Raw genomic sequence first — 14,481 nt, 5'->3', positions numbered from 1 at the left:
TGACTGTGGTATTCTGTTCTTGCATCAAGACAATAACCTCTTTCATTGTTTGTGTAGGAACATCAATGATAACAGAGATTTGTCTTGGTGTTTTTTATTTTATCAATTAGCTAAAAGTATTTGGCTAACTTGATTATAAAACGCGCGGACAAAATAAAATAAAAATAATTTACATCCAGCAATAGTGGCCATTTTCAAAAAATGTGGGTCAGACGATAACGGCGCTAGACGATTAGGTTAAAGTAAACACAACAAGACGAGGAGTAAGTTATGCGAAAACTGGGGTGCATCCTGATTGGCAGCGTTGTAATGTTGTTTGGCTGGTTTATTTATCAGCCGCACCAAGTACATGCTGCCAGTTTAACTGTGGTGAGTGGTCAATATATTCGTCCCATTGACGCTGCCGCGAGTCAGTTACAGGCTGGTCGTGGCTATTTGGCGCTAAAAGTTACTGCGAAAAACGAGACAGCAAAGGCACGTACTATCGATGATCGTTCCTTTAGATTACGGGCCACTAACGGCGACACGGTTCAGGCGTTTAGCGTCATTTCTGGTGGTGCCGACACGTTTAAAACAATCAGCCAAAAATTATCTGCTGGCGGGTCGCTGACCGGCTATATTTGTTTCCCGGTGACTAAACAAACGCCATATCAGCTTGAATATTCGGCCCAGAATTTTAAAAAAGGGACTGAAGTAACGTCAAGTACGATCAATACTGGCGATTATCGTGATGCTAACGAAACGGCAGTCAAGGCGCTGACTGCTTTTATTGATGAAGTGTTACTCAATCAAGCTAATCCTGACTATCAGACCTACGTGACTAATGACTTAGCGGCTAACCAGAAAATTTATAATGAGCAATTAGCCGCTACTTTACGCGAAACGATCAGTATTGGTTACGACTTTGTCGATGAGCATGAACCTAGCTATCAAAAATTAGCTGAGCAAATAAGTGATCAGTTGAAAAATGCGAACCGACAGCGCGGTCAGACACGTGTGGTGATCCAGTATAGCTCGCCGACCACGGTCGAACTTTTACTTTATACGACCACCGTGGAAAATCACAGCTATACTGATCCGCTGGTCAAAAAAGCGCTGAATCAGGATAAAGAGGTTGTCCCTACTAAATTACCAGCAGCTTTTAATCAATTTGAAGGTGTTGTTCAGACAGCTGAATTAATCCACAGTGATCCTGAATATGGGTTACCGGTCCGGCTAGTTCAGCACGGCGATAAGTGGCAAGTTGCTGCGGGTGATGATAGCTGGCGATTTAATGATTCTGCCAAGTTTTTTGACGTCTATACTGGCGCACCTTATCCATGAGGAGCTCAAATATGAAAAAACAGCTAAAGCTTTTTTTGCTCGGTTTATTGTTAGTTGCGATCGTGATTGGTGGTTTGCTTATTTTACAGTCGAAAACGGTGCTCAATACCATCAAGCCGCAAGTTGAAATTGGTCAAGTTTATGCAAACGGGAAACCGTCTACTCATGGCGGCCTAACTTATGTTTGTCTGCTCGATCAGCAACATTTTGTGATGTACGATCAACTTGACTATCAAGCTGATAATACTGCGGACGGTCAGCAGCCAGCTGAACTTTATACTTTTGGAACTTACACTAAAGTAGCTAATAAGTATGTGCTGAATGTAACCAAGCAGCAGGCATATAATTACACGATCAACTACGCCAGTAATCAACGGGCTAAACAGCGTATTGCCCAAGAAATTGTGTTTGACCATGATGAGCGTATACCGGAATATCTGGCAAATAAAGGTGTACATACTAAGTGGCCAGGAATCTATCTCAATAGTAAACGGCAAGGGGAAACACGGTATTATCCGGAAAAGCAATATAAATCCAAGGTTAAGCTGCCCAAGTCCCCTAACCAATTGAAAAATAGTCTGAGCTTACAACCAATTAAAGAAAATTAATCCTGACGAATTGGAGCGATGAATATGAAATTTCAGCAGATCAGCAAACGGCTAAGCAACTTGCAAGCCGCTGATTACAAGATCACGATTCCACATTTTTATTGTTTAGCGTATGTTGAACATAACCGAAAAATGACGATCGAGCTTGATTTCAGAGATCCACAGCTCCAATTTGATAGTAGCATGATCCAGCGTTGGGATGCACCGCACGCGCAGGTGGCACTAAGCCAAGCCGATAAACAAAGAATCAGCCAAAATATCCGCCACTATTTGATGAGTAAATTTCCCGACCAAACTAAAAGCTTAATGGTAAGTGACACAATGACTGTGGAACAGGCAAGAGCAATTATCAAAAACGAACAGCTTGACGGTCGTGGCTTTTTTCAAAATCCTGCTGTGCTTGGGACGCCGAGCGTTAACAATGCACCGGCCGGCTACGCGGTTTATACAGTAGGCGAGCAAACTGCCCGTTATTATCCGTCCAAAAGTAAAGCGTTGGTCGATTATATCAAACGTTTACGCGTACATAAGCAAGCAGAGCACGGGCAGATTGTCGGCTTAAACGTCAGACTGATCAAAGAACTGCAGTATATGGAAAAAGCGTTGCAAGCGGCCAGCTATGAAAAAGATGCTGCACGACTGGCCCAAATTTTGACGGTGCTCAGTGCTGCTAGTGCTAGCGGGACGGAAACTATTTCTGCGTTGGCAAGTTTCATTTCGCTGGTAAATGTTCGCTACTTAGGGGAGCTGAATATTTCGGATTATGCTGCGCCATATTCATGGACGAACAGAGTGGCGGGGGCCAAGCACTTTGCCCAAGAGCTGATAACGCTGCTTGCTAAAGTTGCTGAGGAATAACTTTGTAGCGATTTTTTTGCGAAAATTTAATAAAACACTTGCTATGGAGTACAGACTAGGGTTTAGAGTATAGACAGTGAGTAACGGAGAAACGGTGACCGCCAATCTGGCTGGTCGCTGCTTTTTTGAATTATTTTCAAAAAAGACTTGCCTTCCAGTTACCGGAACCGTTTATACTCGAAATAATCAAGCAATAAGGAGATCGGAAAAATGACAGCCAAAACATTAATTGTGTACTATTCATGGTCAGGGACCACCGCGAAAATGGCGCGCTTATTGCAAACGGTAACTGGCGCTGATTTAGTCGGCTTGACCGTCAACCAAGCGACTTTTTCCAGCGATATGTACACCACCGCGGATATTGCCACTGAACAAATAGCGACGAGCCAGTTACCGCCATTGAATAACGCTTTACCAGATTTGCAGCAATACGACACGATTTTAATCGGCGGGCCAGTGTGGTCGGCCAAGGTAGCGACGCCAGTACGGACTTTTTTGCAGCAAAATCCACAGCTGCCTGCGGTGGTGGCACCATTTTATACTGACGCCGGCACGGTTGGTGGTTACGAGACTGATTTTAAGCAGTTGGTGGCGCGCTCAGTGCGCCCAGGCAGCGGGCTGACTAACAGTCAGTTACATGATGAGGATCAGGCGAGCCAGCAATTAAGGGCTTGGTGGCAAAGTTTGTAGTAAATAATAATCGGCTGTGACATAAGTAAAACGGTGCTTTCTGAAGTATGGCCGTCATATCGGCGCGTAAACGGATTTAGTTTGGTTCCATTCTGGCGCTGGCGTATGGAACGCGTGCGACTTGAACTTGGCGGTCCTTGCCCATAGTTCAATCGACAACGGGAACCACGTTCTGTTTAGCAAATAAGTACTAATTGAGATACTTGTCGAACTTAGTCGTTAAGAACGAGCGACAGTGGCGCGTTGGACTTGCCGTACTTCGGCAATAGTCCAATCGACAACGGGAAGCACGTTCTATTTTGCGAATATGTGCTAAATTCAATACTTGCTAAGCAGTGTGTGTAAGAACGAGCGACAGTGATACGCCAGCGCCTCCATTTCACCTTGGTAGTTTTAGATCACTATTTAATTAGTTAGTTTAATTGTCTTAGCTAGTTCAATTAGGATTAATCGACAGTTGTTAGAGATTCGTAGTTTTAAAGTTAAGTTATATGCGCACAAAAAAGCCGGTAAAACAGTCTTTCAACTGTTTTACCGGCTTTTTCGTTCTGATTGTCATTAGTTTTGCTGCTTAAACAACCAATAATTGAATGCTCAACCATGGCCTGCTGGAATGGAAGCTAACTAACTCAAGCTTTAGAAAGAGCCAGTAAACTTATGTCGCAGTCTTATTTTTATTGCCCAGCGTTATAGTTTAACGTCTTATGGTACACGCACTTTTTTGATTCGTTAATTAAGTTCAGTCGCAAAAAGTGGGTTAGCGGTTCTAACCGTAAATTTTTGCTGCAGAGTGTGGGCGTTAGTTTGGATCAACGCGGGTACATCAACGTGGGCTAGGTAGTTTTTACCAGCGGGGCCGTAGCCGTTTTGATCGTCGGTCAGGCGCTGGATCTCGCCGAGCAGCAAGGAAACGTACTTATTAAGCGACCACATTCCGGGAATAGCTTGGTCAAAAGTAAGCTGATCATCCTTGGCGACCACAGACACGGCGTAGGCCGCATAATTGATCACCTTAACCGAATCAGTGACTTGCTGGGCCATGGTGGCGGCCATTCTTAATTGCAGGGTGGCGTCTTGGCATAAGATAATTGAGCGGCAGTTAATATTATTGGCGGTCAACAAGGCTAATAAGTTAGTAATGTTATTGCCACAATTAGTCGATTCAGTTTCCAAAAAATCGGCGCTTAGGCCATATTGGGTGTGTAAAATCTGGTTAAAAATTTGAGCTTCGCTACTGGTATCAAAATCGATTTCCGGGTAGCAGGCGCGGGCGTTTTTGATCAGCGCGGCGGTGGTATGCCCGTGGCCACCTACGATCACGTAATGACGGGCAATTTTAGCTTGGATCGCGGCGGCTAATGTGGCCACACCGGCGACGATACTGCCGCCAAAAAAGGCAAAAACATCCACAGTATCAATATTATAAGCTTGGCGCAAAGCGGTTTGGCTTAATTCAGTTATATCGCGGCGGCCACAAAATTGACCTAACGAATTGATTTGTTCAGCAAGCTCAGCCATAATTTTCTCCTTTAAGTTAGTTAACCCAGTACGCTAGTGACCAACAAATGCAGCTGACCACTGATCGAAGTGCTGATTGCGGCCGTTAATTTTTGATTGTTGTTGATCAGTAGTTCGCGGTAAATGATCGATTGAAATAGCGACATGATAATGCCGACCAGCTGCGGAATGGCGGCTTGCGTCAATTGTAGCTTTTTAGTCGCCGCGGTTAAGAAATCGATCAATACTTGCTTAACGTTTTGAATCAGCTCCAGCAACCATTTGACCTGCTCATCGGAGAGCAACGCGCGTTCGCGGATCGTGATCATAAATGAATAGTAATTGTCCTGTTTGCTGAAGATCCGCCAGATTTGGTTGAAAGCGCGCTCGAGCTGGGTTTCGATATCCGCCAGCGAGTCAACTGTTTGAAAATTAAAATCGACCGCATGGAGCCGTGATTGGATGCCTTCATAAATGATCGTGTCCAATATTTCGCGTTTGCCGTGGGGGAAGTAGTAATACAGCAAGCCTTCCGCCGAATTGGTTTGGCGATTGATCTCGCGGGTAGTGGTGGCTTCAAAGCCTTTGGTGGCAAATAATTCTCGCGCCACCATTAAAATTTTATTTTTTTGTTGTTCACCTTTGGAGCTGTCTTTTTTCAATTGATTAACCTCATTTTTTAGTGGTGCTTGCTCAGCACGGGGACGTGGTCATGATTGAATAACCTTATTATACCGGAAAACGGTGGCAATGAACTTAATTTCACTGCAGAATATGAAAATAGGAGCTGCGCCAAAAGGTTTTCTGGCCCGCGCTCCTATTTAGAACTACATAATACCAATACTTTGTAAAATCATGTAGCCGTTTAAACCGACCAACACGATGGTGGCGATCCAAGCGCTGTACTTGACCCACGGCTTGTTGGCAAATTCGCCCATTAACTTTTTGTTGCTGGTGAAAATAACCAGCGGAATGACGGCAAACGGTAGGGCGACACTCAGGAAGACTTGCGATAAGGTCAGCAAGTTTTCGATTTTAGCTTCGTTACCATGATAATAAATGGCGAAGGCCAATACTGGCGCAACTGACAAAAGGCGTGTGATCAGACGTTGTGCCCATAGCGGCATCTTCAGGTTGATAAACCCTTCCATAATGATCTGGCCGGATAACGTGCCGGTGATCGTCGAGCTTTGGCCGGAAGATAATAGGGCAACGGCGAATAACATACTCAGCATTGGGCTGGCGATCGCGCCGACGATCTGCTTGTTACCTAAGGCATTAAACAAATCAACGAAGTGACCTAATGAACTGTTGGTGCCATAAAATAAGGCGGCGCCTAAGATCAATAGTAGGCTGTTAACAATGAAAGCAATGAACAGTTGAATATTCGAATCAATTGTTGAGAATTTAATCGCTTTGGCAACATCCTTGCGCTGGCTTCGATCAAGCTTGCGCGTTTGTGAAATCGATGAGCCTAAATATAGATCATGGGGCATGATCGTAGCGCCGACGATCCCTAGTGAGAGATACAACATTGAATGATTGGTCAAAATCGTATCGGAAGGGATGTAACCGTGCATAATGCCAGCCATGCTTGGATTTGAAAGCATAACTTCATAAGCAAAAACCAGTACGATCACGGCAACCAAAGTGGCGACGATGGCTTCGATCTTGCGGAAGCCTAACTTCATGAGTACTAATAGAAGTAACACGTCGGCAGTGGTGATTAAAATACCAACAATTAAGGGAATATTGAATAATAATTTCAGGGCGATACCAGAACCGATGATCTCCGCGATGTCGGTGGCCATGATCGCTAGTTCAGCGACGATCCACAGTAGAATGCCGACTCCTTTTGAGGTATGTTCGCGGGTCAATTGTGCTAGATCCTTACCAGTGACGATGCCCAGCTTAGCCGTCATTGCTTGTAACAGCATGGCGATCAAACTGGAAATTAAAACCACGGATAGTAGGGTGTACTTAAATTGGGCACCACCGGCGATCGATGTGATCCAGTTACCAGGATCCATGTAACCAACGGCGATCAGAATACCTGGTCCGGTGTAGGCCAGTAACGTCCGCCAGAAGCCGGCGTTCTTAGGCACCTCCACGCTACCATTGATCTCATCTAAACTCTTGTTTGCTGCGTTTTGTACAAATACATTCTCTCCTTGAGCACTATTTACTTTCATAGTATTGCCCTCTTTTCTATTCCGCAATTGGGATGATTTTTGAGCCAAAAATTTCTGATGCTACTGGCGATGCCATTTGGATGGACGCAACCACCCGCATCAAAAACATGGCTCTATTGATCTAGAAATTCAGGTGACCAGATGCGGTCATTCTGAGACATCTTTACGGTGATAACCCAGATAAAGCTGGAGGATCACCACGGCAACGGTCAGCCAGGTGCTGGCGGCTAGCCAATTGGGGTTGGTTATTTTGATAAAAGTGACGTGTTGTAAAAATAATTCTGCGACCACCACAACGGTGTTGATCCAAACTAGCGGCTTCAAGCGGCTAAAGTGATCGGTGTAAAAAGTACCAAGTAGGTTAGCGCCTAACCAAGTTAATAATGTCCATAAAATAACGTTAGCCATTAGACACCTCCAGCAACTTAATTAATTGAGCGCCCGCTTAATTCCTTATTTAATATACCACCATCAACAAAGAAGTCAACCACTTAGTTATAATTTTTTTGGGTGACCAAAATTTAAATTAATAATTGAAACTTGACTTATAGTAGGCTTTTCATGATAATAAGACAGTTGGGTCAAAATTTAAGTGAGCGGTACTGATTTATATAGAAGCAAGCGCGTTTAGTGTGCTTAGCTAGCCCGTAAGTGATCGTCAAATTTTTAGGTATGGCTAACTTTTTTAAAATACTATTTGATTTTTGAACATAAAATGTTATATTAAGAGTCGGTTTTACACGTGCGCTCAGTTAGTTAATGCTGGTTGATCGGAAGGAGGTGAACGCTTTTTGCAGCAGGAGAAAGTGCACTACTATCATAGCCTGACCGATGATTTCGTTGTTAGTAAAAATCAGAATTATACTTTAGCTGCAGACTATTCATGGTCGCAGTCGGGTAAATTATTTTATTTTAAAGCAATTATTATTAATTTTTTAGCTAAATTGATCAGTTGGTTCTATTGTCATTGCTGGGCACGACCGACGATCGTTAACCGGCAATTATTACAAGCTTATGCAGCCGGCTTTTTCCTTTATGGTAACCACACGCACCCGCAAGGCGATGTTTTTATTCCTTATAACCTGTTGCGGCATAAGTCGCTGAATTTTCTAGTCAGTCCAGCAAATTTAGGTGTGCCGCTGCTGGGCAGTTGGCTACCTTATGCGGGTGGGCTGCCGATCCCCAACACGCTGCACCAATTGGGCCGCTTTCAGGCAGTAATTTATCAGCGGATTGCGTCACGGCAGGGCGTGGTGATCTATCCGGAGGCGCACGTTTGGCCATATTATACGCAGATTCGGCCGTTACCGTTGGCGGCGTTTCATTATCCGATCAGCGCCCAGGCAGCTTCGTTTTGCATGACCACCACCTATCAAAAAAGGCGCTGGCGCAAGCGGCCGCACACTACGGTCTACATTGATGGCCCGTTTTATCCGCAAGCTGACTTAAGCGCAAAACAGCAGCAGGTGCAGCTGCAGGCTGAGATCACGGCGTGTATGCAAAAACGTAGTCAAGCTAGTAACGTTGAATATGTGCAATATCAAAGTAGGTGAATTAAATGAATATTCTTTATTGTGGCGATGACCAGGTCAAGGATGGCCTATTGATCTCGATTTTATCGCTACTGAAAAATGTGACCGTGCCGCTGCATATTTATGTGCTGACGGCGACGATCACGACTATAGAAAAGCAGTATCAGCCAATGTCGGCGGCAACGATCCAAGTCATTGCCGATCTATTGCAGCGGCAGGATCCGCGCAATCAGATCACGCGAATTGATGTGACTGAGTTGCTTAAGCAAGATATGCCGACGCAGAATTTGGCGACGTCGTTTACGCCGGGCTGTATGTTGCGGCTATTCGCTGATGAAGTTGCTGAATTACCAGCTAAAATCCTTTATCTTGATACCGATGTTATTTGCCGGCAAGACTTTACTCGGTTTTATAATCAAGACATGGCTGAATTAGAGTTGAGTGGCGTGCTGGATCATTATGGAAAATGGTTCTTCCATCAGCAGTTGGATAAATTAGATTATCTGAATTCTGGCGTTTTATTGCTCAATTTAGAGAAGATCCGCCAGACGGCATTATTCGTTAAATGCCGCCAACTGTGCCAAACGAAGAAAATGTTTATGCCGGATCAAACCGCGTTAAATAAATTTGTTCAGTTTCGCCAGATCGCACCGCGGCAGTTTAACGAACAGCGGCGTTTGCAACGCAACACCGTGTTTCAGCATTTTACCACCAGCTTCCGGCTTTTTCCGTGGATCCATACCCTAACAGTGAAGCCATGGCAGGTTGAACGCATGCACCGTGAATTAAAATTACATGAATATGATGATATTTTGAACGAATATCGTCAATTAATTCCTAGACTATGAGGTGAGTGACAATGGATCAAACAACGATCCCCGTATTTTTTGCAGTCGATGATCATTATGCCCCCTATATTGCCGTCGCTTTAAGTTCTTTGATCGCCAATACCGCGGCAACTAACCAGTATCAATTGATCGTTTTGTACCATGAATTAAGCGCCGCTAACCAAGCAAAGTTAAGTGACTTAGCGGCAGGACAGGCGCAAGTGAGCTTGAAATTCGTACCGCTAAGCGATGAACAATTGCAGCAGATCACTGATCGCAATAATAAATTGCGTTGTGACTACTTTACCTTTACGATTTATTTCCGGTTGTTTATTGCCGCGATGTTTCCGGAATACGATAAGGCGATTTATTTGGATTCTGACACGGTGGTGTTGGCCGATATCGCTGAGCTGTACCAAATCGAGTTGGGCGACCAACTGATCGGTGCCGTGCCGGATCCATTTATTGCTGCGAATCCTAAAACCGCGACTTACGCAACGGATGCGGTAGGGGTTGCCGCTGACAAATACGTTAACTCAGGCGTGTTATTGATGAATTTAAAGGCGATGCGCCAGACGCATTTTGCAGAACATTTTCTGAGCTTGCTGAATCAGTACCATTTTGCCAGCTTGGCGCCGGATCAGGATTATTTAAATGCCATTAGCCAGCAGCGCATCAAGTTCTTGGATTCGGCTTGGAATGTGCAAATGAACGATAAATCTAGTGCGCCGAAGTTGATCCACTACAATTTATTTGCTAAGCCGTGGCATTATGATGACGTCGCCAATCAGCAGTATTTCTGGCAGTATGCGGCGACCACGACTTATTACGCGCAGATTCTAGCGACCAAGCAGCAGTACTCGACCAACGCGGTGCAGCAGGATGAGGCTAAGCTACAGCAATTAATGCAGATGGCCCAACAAACCGTTCACGATGCGATCACATTCAAAAGCGTCCGCGACCAAGGCACAGCCGTAAGCTTGTAGAAGAGCGAGTGTTTGAAAACGCGTTCAGATTTTGAGCACTAGCCTAGTATGCCAATAAGGCACACGTAAGTGGGGCGTTTGGCATACGTAGCTAGGCGCAGAAATCTGCTTTTTCAAACACGTTTACGCTAAATTACTTGCCAAAACAGGATCCAGACAGGAGTGACAATAATGATTATTGGTGGCGCTAAGGAACAAGTTATTCAAAATATCCAGCACAATATTGCGACAGAAAAATTCAACGACAAGGTCGAGGTCAATGATGCTGTCTTATCGACTGCGGAAAGTCGGCGCGTGCTGGCGGTTTATCAGCAACGACGACAGTCACCACGCTACGCCATCAATAACTGGTTGGCCCGCTGGCTAGTCAGTGGCACAACGACGATGATCAATCGGCACACGGAAATTCGCGGGTTAGAAAATTTAGCTGACTTGGCAGATGGCGCAATCGTGACCAGCAATCATTTTAGTCCGTTGGAAAATCTGGTGGTCCGGCAAACCTTGCGCCGGGTCGGTAAAAAGCGCCTATTTGTAGTTAGCCAGGCGACTAATTTATTGGCGAAAGGGTTAGTCGGTTATTTATTAAGGTACGACGACACGCTACCAATTGGCGGCGATAAGGAATATATGGGTCGGGAATTTCCCCAGCAACTCCAGCAATTATTAGCACAACAGCAATTTATTCTGATTTATCCGGAGCAGGAAATGTGGTTTAATTACCGCAAACCACGGCCACCAAAACGCGGCGCTTATTACTATGCCGCTCGTTTTCAGGTGCCGATCGTCTCTTGTTTTGTTGAAATTATTGATCTCCCGCAGCGCGATAACGCTGAATTTAATCAGACGCGCTACCGGATGCACGTGCTGCCCACGATTTTTCCGGATGCCAGTAAATCGGCCCGTGAAAACAGCATCGCTATGATGCGGCAGGATTACGCGCAGAAAAAGCAAGCTTACGAGCAGGCTTACGGGCAACCGCTGGATTACCATTTCACCGCCAGCGACATTGCTGGTTGGCGTGGTTAAATTCAAATAAGCCGTCACTTTAACTGAACGTTAAGGTGGCGGCTTTTTTGGATCGATTACTTGAATAAATTGATTAAATAAAGTTCTTTATGTAAAGTATTGTAAATTTAAGTAAGCGATTACAATTTTTATTTTAATAGCATCGGATTACAAACAAACTATGTTATGATGACGTTGAATAAAACTAAATTAAGGCGGACCATTTAGATGAAAAAATTGATCAGCGTAGTGTTGTTAGGGTTAGTAAGTCTAATTTTAGTTTCGTGTCGCAATTCTGGTTCCAGTGATTCTAATCAAAATAATGGAAATACAACAGAACAAACTTCGACCAAGCGTTTAAGTGTTTCCGGTAAAAGTTTTAAAGGTACTCATGCTGGGCACAATACAAGTAAAGACCCACGATCACAATATTCGCTGACTTTTAAGTCTGATGGTAGTTTTACGCAGGATATGATATCGACTAAAGGTTATACGGCAAGATATTTACAAAAAGGATCTTGGAAGCAAAATAATAAAACGGGGCGCGTTAGTGTTTCGATTACTAGTGTTACCGAAGAAGTGTTCAGTTCCGATGTAGATTACAATAGCGGCAAAGCTCCTGTCACCTTAAGCCAGCGTACAGTCAATGGTGATGGGGCTACCGCTTTGACAAAAGCCGAAGATCAAACGATAAGGATGAATAGTCATGCGACGTACCTTTTAGAATTGGTCGATAAGGTTAAATTGTATCCAACTAAGAATGAGGCTGTTGAATACGACAAATATTATCTGCGCGAAAAAGCCAAGTATGATGCGGCACAAGTCACCAAGCATCAATTGGATCATACCGGTTGGACAACACAGGGTGAAGGGGCTATTGGTATGCGCTTCCAATTTAACGATAATGGTACATTCAATGCGGAAATTTTTGATCGAACCGCCAGCGATACTGGAGCGACAGTGTCTAGCGGTAACTACGTGCTCGATCCGATTAGTCAACAAGTGACATTAACTACAAAAGTGCAGTCTGATCATTATAATGTTAAGAATTCATCCGATGAAGCTGAATATGATATTAAAACACCGTCAACAGAAGAGACTAAGTTAGAAAATCAATATACTTTTACCTTGTTTAATCAGGTGATTAGAGGTATCTATAAATATCCTGATCGGGTCGGAACTAAGTATGATACTGGATTGATTAAGTCAGAAGGCATCGAGTTACCAACGCCAAGCGAATTCGATGCTAGTATGCATCAAGACGATGGTACTCATCATATTAATAATAATGATGAGTTTTCCGAGTTTCTCAGTAAAAATTTAACCACGAAATTTCAACGTCAGGATTCTAATGTGGCTGATGCAGCACAAAAAAGGGCTGTAGATGAAAATGATCGGCCGCTTGATGTTAAAGCAATTGTTGCAGTAAAATTTTTTGGCGGCGATGTTCGGGACATGGATATCTACATTTTAACTCAAAATGACAAAATTTATCGAAAGTCTATTTTTCCTGATACTGGAGTTAAAATGACTGACAATGAGGAACAGCCAATATTAGAAGCGGCTTTACAGCTTAACTAAATAGTTTGAGGTTACCACAATCAGGTTGAAGTGACTCGTAGTATGTTACGCTCAGAAGCATCTTACGACAATGCGTCAATGCGAGCCCGTTGAACGGGCACCCATTGGCAAAAACAGAACATGAACTGATCAAGCTTGTCGAATTAGCAATCAAGCATTTCAATCATGACAATCGTACGGCGCAAAGAAATGGTCTCACCTCAGATGAATATTGGAATGAGACCATTTAAGAAGCAAAAATCTTTATATTATTATTTGACAGGAACTAATACTGAATGTTAAGGTGGCGGCTTTTTTGGATCGATCATTCATGCAGCTTACTTTAAATTGGCTGGCTGTTTAAAAAACTATTTTTATTGCGCTGTACGAGCAATGCGGCTAACCTTCATCGTTTAGATCCTGAAATAAAGCGTTGACGGAATCGAATGATTGCAGATTTTTGTGCTCGCGAACGTTCGTAATTGCTGTCTCGGTCGCTTTATCATAGCGTGGGGTGAAGGGAAAAGCACCATCCGTCACGACGCGTTTGAGAAACATGTTGACGGCAACACTGGTGTTCATCCCCATTTCTTTGAAAGCTAAGTCGGCGGCCTGTTTTAATTCTGCATCAACTTTAACGTTAAGATTAGTTTTTTTAGTCGTTGTTGGCATAAAATAGCTTCCTTTATTCTTTACTTTGTCATTATTATAGCATGTAAATAACGACTTAACTAGAAATGAACTCATATTTATTTTTTTCTAGTCAAACTTAAGCGGGATCAAGTTTTGTTGCGAATAATTCGGGTATGCTAAAGCTATCAAATGAAAGCAGGGATGCCATATGACAACTAAACAAACTTTTATCGCCACAGAATTTCCTAAATTAAACTTTTACACCAGCCAGATCCTCAAAGTGCACGGTGCGCACCATCCTGAATTAGGCACAGTCCGTGAACTTTTCGTCGATATGGCGACTAAAGTTGACACTGATCCAGCCGCTGATTTAACGCCAGAATTAGCGCAATTGGCGACGGTCACCAATAATTATACGGTGCCAGCCGATGGTTGCGAAGCTTACCAAGCCACCTACGCGTTGTTGGCGGATTTTCAGCAGTTAGCTTAAAAATAAAACGTTGAATTTGGCTTTATTTTTTATCGCGGGGGCAGCAAGTTCATGTGGTGGCGCTGCTAAATCAACGGCAGAGCCAATATTTTAAAGCGTAATGAAATAAGGTTGCCCTTAAATTCAGGGTAATGAAGTGAACCCCCGGTATTGGACCAGAATCCAATACCGGGGGTTTTACTATGACTAAATATACTAAGCAGTTTAAACTGCAGGTGGTTCAAGACTATCTCACTTCTTCGTTAGGGATTGTATTGATTGCTAGAAAGTACCAGATCAA

Annotated in this window: 16 protein-coding genes; 11 read left to right on the top strand and 5 right to left on the bottom strand. The window is 43.7% G+C overall.

Annotation, left to right across the window (positions count from 1 at the left end):
- Positions 1 to 270: 270 nt before the first annotated feature.
- From EKM76_RS10600 to EKM76_RS10585, 4 genes are all read left to right on the top strand, one after another.
- On the top strand, positions 271 to 1,323 hold the full coding sequence (locus EKM76_RS10600; protein ID WP_125550637.1) for a DUF4352 domain-containing protein: 1,053 nt from the start codon (positions 271 to 273) through the stop codon (positions 1,321 to 1,323).
- A gap of 11 nt (positions 1,324 to 1,334) precedes the next feature.
- On the top strand, positions 1,335 to 1,931 hold the full coding sequence (locus EKM76_RS10595; RefSeq protein ID WP_125550636.1) for a hypothetical protein: 597 nt from the start codon (positions 1,335 to 1,337) through the stop codon (positions 1,929 to 1,931).
- Positions 1,932 to 1,955: 24 nt separating this feature from the next.
- Positions 1,956 to 2,789 carry a hypothetical protein gene (locus tag EKM76_RS10590; RefSeq protein ID WP_125550635.1) on the top strand — a complete coding sequence of 278 codons (834 nt, stop codon included), beginning with the start codon at positions 1,956 to 1,958 and terminating at the stop codon, positions 2,787 to 2,789.
- A gap of 210 nt (positions 2,790 to 2,999) precedes the next feature.
- Complete coding sequence (locus EKM76_RS10585) at positions 3,000 to 3,479, top strand: flavodoxin (protein WP_125550634.1); 480 nt, start codon at positions 3,000 to 3,002, stop codon at positions 3,477 to 3,479.
- 729 nt (positions 3,480 to 4,208) lie between these two features.
- Here EKM76_RS10585 and EKM76_RS10580 read toward each other — a convergent pair.
- From EKM76_RS10580 to EKM76_RS10565, 4 genes are all read right to left on the bottom strand, one after another.
- On the bottom strand, positions 4,209 to 4,997 hold the full coding sequence (locus tag EKM76_RS10580; RefSeq protein ID WP_225417918.1) for an ElyC/SanA/YdcF family protein: 789 nt from the start codon (positions 4,995 to 4,997) through the stop codon (positions 4,209 to 4,211).
- A gap of 20 nt (positions 4,998 to 5,017) precedes the next feature.
- Positions 5,018 to 5,638, bottom strand: coding sequence for a TetR/AcrR family transcriptional regulator (locus EKM76_RS10575; protein WP_125550632.1), 621 nt, complete (start codon positions 5,636 to 5,638; stop codon positions 5,018 to 5,020).
- Positions 5,639 to 5,803: 165 nt separating this feature from the next.
- Positions 5,804 to 7,168 carry an Nramp family divalent metal transporter gene (locus EKM76_RS10570; RefSeq protein WP_125550631.1) on the bottom strand — a complete coding sequence of 455 codons (1,365 nt, stop codon included), beginning with the start codon at positions 7,166 to 7,168 and terminating at the stop codon, positions 5,804 to 5,806.
- A 147-nt stretch (positions 7,169 to 7,315) separates the two neighbouring features.
- On the bottom strand, positions 7,316 to 7,576 hold the full coding sequence (locus EKM76_RS10565) for a hypothetical protein (RefSeq protein WP_125550630.1): 261 nt from the start codon (positions 7,574 to 7,576) through the stop codon (positions 7,316 to 7,318).
- Between the two features lie 383 nt (positions 7,577 to 7,959).
- Here EKM76_RS10565 and EKM76_RS10560 point away from each other — a divergent pair, with 383 nt between their 5' ends.
- The 6 genes from EKM76_RS10560 (at position 7,960) to EKM76_RS13790 (ending at position 13,329) form a co-directional block, all read left to right on the top strand.
- Positions 7,960 to 8,721 (top strand): acyl-phosphate glycerol 3-phosphate acyltransferase, encoded by a 762-nt coding sequence (locus EKM76_RS10560; RefSeq protein WP_125550629.1) that lies wholly within the window; start codon positions 7,960 to 7,962, stop codon positions 8,719 to 8,721.
- A 5-nt stretch (positions 8,722 to 8,726) separates the two neighbouring features.
- The gene (locus tag EKM76_RS10555) at positions 8,727 to 9,548 is read left to right on the top strand and encodes a glycosyltransferase family 8 protein (protein ID WP_125550628.1); all 822 of its coding nucleotides are present in this window, start codon (positions 8,727 to 8,729) and stop codon (positions 9,546 to 9,548) included.
- Positions 9,549 to 9,559: 11 nt separating this feature from the next.
- On the top strand, positions 9,560 to 10,513 hold the full coding sequence (locus EKM76_RS10550) for a glycosyltransferase family 8 protein (protein WP_125550627.1): 954 nt from the start codon (positions 9,560 to 9,562) through the stop codon (positions 10,511 to 10,513).
- Positions 10,514 to 10,684: 171 nt separating this feature from the next.
- Positions 10,685 to 11,539: a lysophospholipid acyltransferase family protein gene (locus tag EKM76_RS10545; RefSeq protein ID WP_125550626.1), complete on the top strand. Its 855-nt coding sequence runs from the start codon at positions 10,685 to 10,687 to the stop codon at positions 11,537 to 11,539.
- Between the two features lie 207 nt (positions 11,540 to 11,746).
- Positions 11,747 to 13,099 carry a hypothetical protein gene (locus EKM76_RS10540; protein WP_125550625.1) on the top strand — a complete coding sequence of 451 codons (1,353 nt, stop codon included), beginning with the start codon at positions 11,747 to 11,749 and terminating at the stop codon, positions 13,097 to 13,099.
- A gap of 104 nt (positions 13,100 to 13,203) precedes the next feature.
- Positions 13,204 to 13,329 carry a hypothetical protein gene (locus tag EKM76_RS13790; protein ID WP_263853688.1) on the top strand — a complete coding sequence of 42 codons (126 nt, stop codon included), beginning with the start codon at positions 13,204 to 13,206 and terminating at the stop codon, positions 13,327 to 13,329.
- Between the two features lie 148 nt (positions 13,330 to 13,477).
- Here EKM76_RS13790 and EKM76_RS10535 read toward each other — a convergent pair whose 3' ends face one another.
- Positions 13,478 to 13,750, bottom strand: coding sequence for a type II toxin-antitoxin system RelB/DinJ family antitoxin (locus tag EKM76_RS10535; protein WP_164507639.1), 273 nt, complete (start codon positions 13,748 to 13,750; stop codon positions 13,478 to 13,480).
- A gap of 169 nt (positions 13,751 to 13,919) precedes the next feature.
- Between EKM76_RS10535 and EKM76_RS10530 the strand changes: the two genes are divergently transcribed.
- The gene (locus EKM76_RS10530; RefSeq protein ID WP_125550623.1) at positions 13,920 to 14,201 is read left to right on the top strand and encodes a hypothetical protein; all 282 of its coding nucleotides are present in this window, start codon (positions 13,920 to 13,922) and stop codon (positions 14,199 to 14,201) included.
- Positions 14,202 to 14,481 lie beyond the last annotated feature (280 nt).

It is taken from the genome of Loigolactobacillus zhaoyuanensis, from assembly GCF_003946385.1.
GTDB lineage: Bacteria > Bacillota > Bacilli > Lactobacillales > Lactobacillaceae > Loigolactobacillus > Loigolactobacillus zhaoyuanensis.
Note: the sequence above shows the minus strand (reverse complement) of the source record. Positions and strands in the feature narration are given on the sequence as shown.

Bases quoted from the DNA above. Each gene is read 5' to 3' on its own strand.
- EKM76_RS10530 (WP_125550623.1), top strand. From the start codon at position 13,920: ATGACAACTAAACAAACTTTTATCGCCACAGAATTTCCTAAATTAAAC.
- EKM76_RS10585 (WP_125550634.1), top strand. From the start codon at position 3,000: ATGACAGCCAAAACATTAATTGTGTACTATTCATGGTCAGGGACCACC.
- EKM76_RS10570 (WP_125550631.1), bottom strand. From the start codon at position 7,168: ATGAAAGTAAATAGTGCTCAAGGAGAGAATGTATTTGTACAAAACGCA.
- EKM76_RS10545 (WP_125550626.1), top strand. From the start codon at position 10,685: ATGATTATTGGTGGCGCTAAGGAACAAGTTATTCAAAATATCCAGCAC.
- EKM76_RS10595 (WP_125550636.1), top strand. From the start codon at position 1,335: ATGAAAAAACAGCTAAAGCTTTTTTTGCTCGGTTTATTGTTAGTTGCG.
- EKM76_RS10600 (WP_125550637.1), top strand. From the start codon at position 271: ATGCGAAAACTGGGGTGCATCCTGATTGGCAGCGTTGTAATGTTGTTT.
- EKM76_RS10590 (WP_125550635.1), top strand. From the start codon at position 1,956: ATGAAATTTCAGCAGATCAGCAAACGGCTAAGCAACTTGCAAGCCGCT.
- EKM76_RS10540 (WP_125550625.1), top strand. From the start codon at position 11,747: ATGAAAAAATTGATCAGCGTAGTGTTGTTAGGGTTAGTAAGTCTAATT.
- EKM76_RS10550 (WP_125550627.1), top strand. From the start codon at position 9,560: ATGGATCAAACAACGATCCCCGTATTTTTTGCAGTCGATGATCATTAT.
- EKM76_RS10565 (WP_125550630.1), bottom strand. From the start codon at position 7,576: ATGGCTAACGTTATTTTATGGACATTATTAACTTGGTTAGGCGCTAAC.
- EKM76_RS10580 (WP_225417918.1), bottom strand. From the start codon at position 4,997: ATGGCTGAGCTTGCTGAACAAATCAATTCGTTAGGTCAATTTTGTGGC.
- EKM76_RS10535 (WP_164507639.1), bottom strand. From the start codon at position 13,750: ATGCCAACAACGACTAAAAAAACTAATCTTAACGTTAAAGTTGATGCA.
- EKM76_RS10555 (WP_125550628.1), top strand. From the start codon at position 8,727: ATGAATATTCTTTATTGTGGCGATGACCAGGTCAAGGATGGCCTATTG.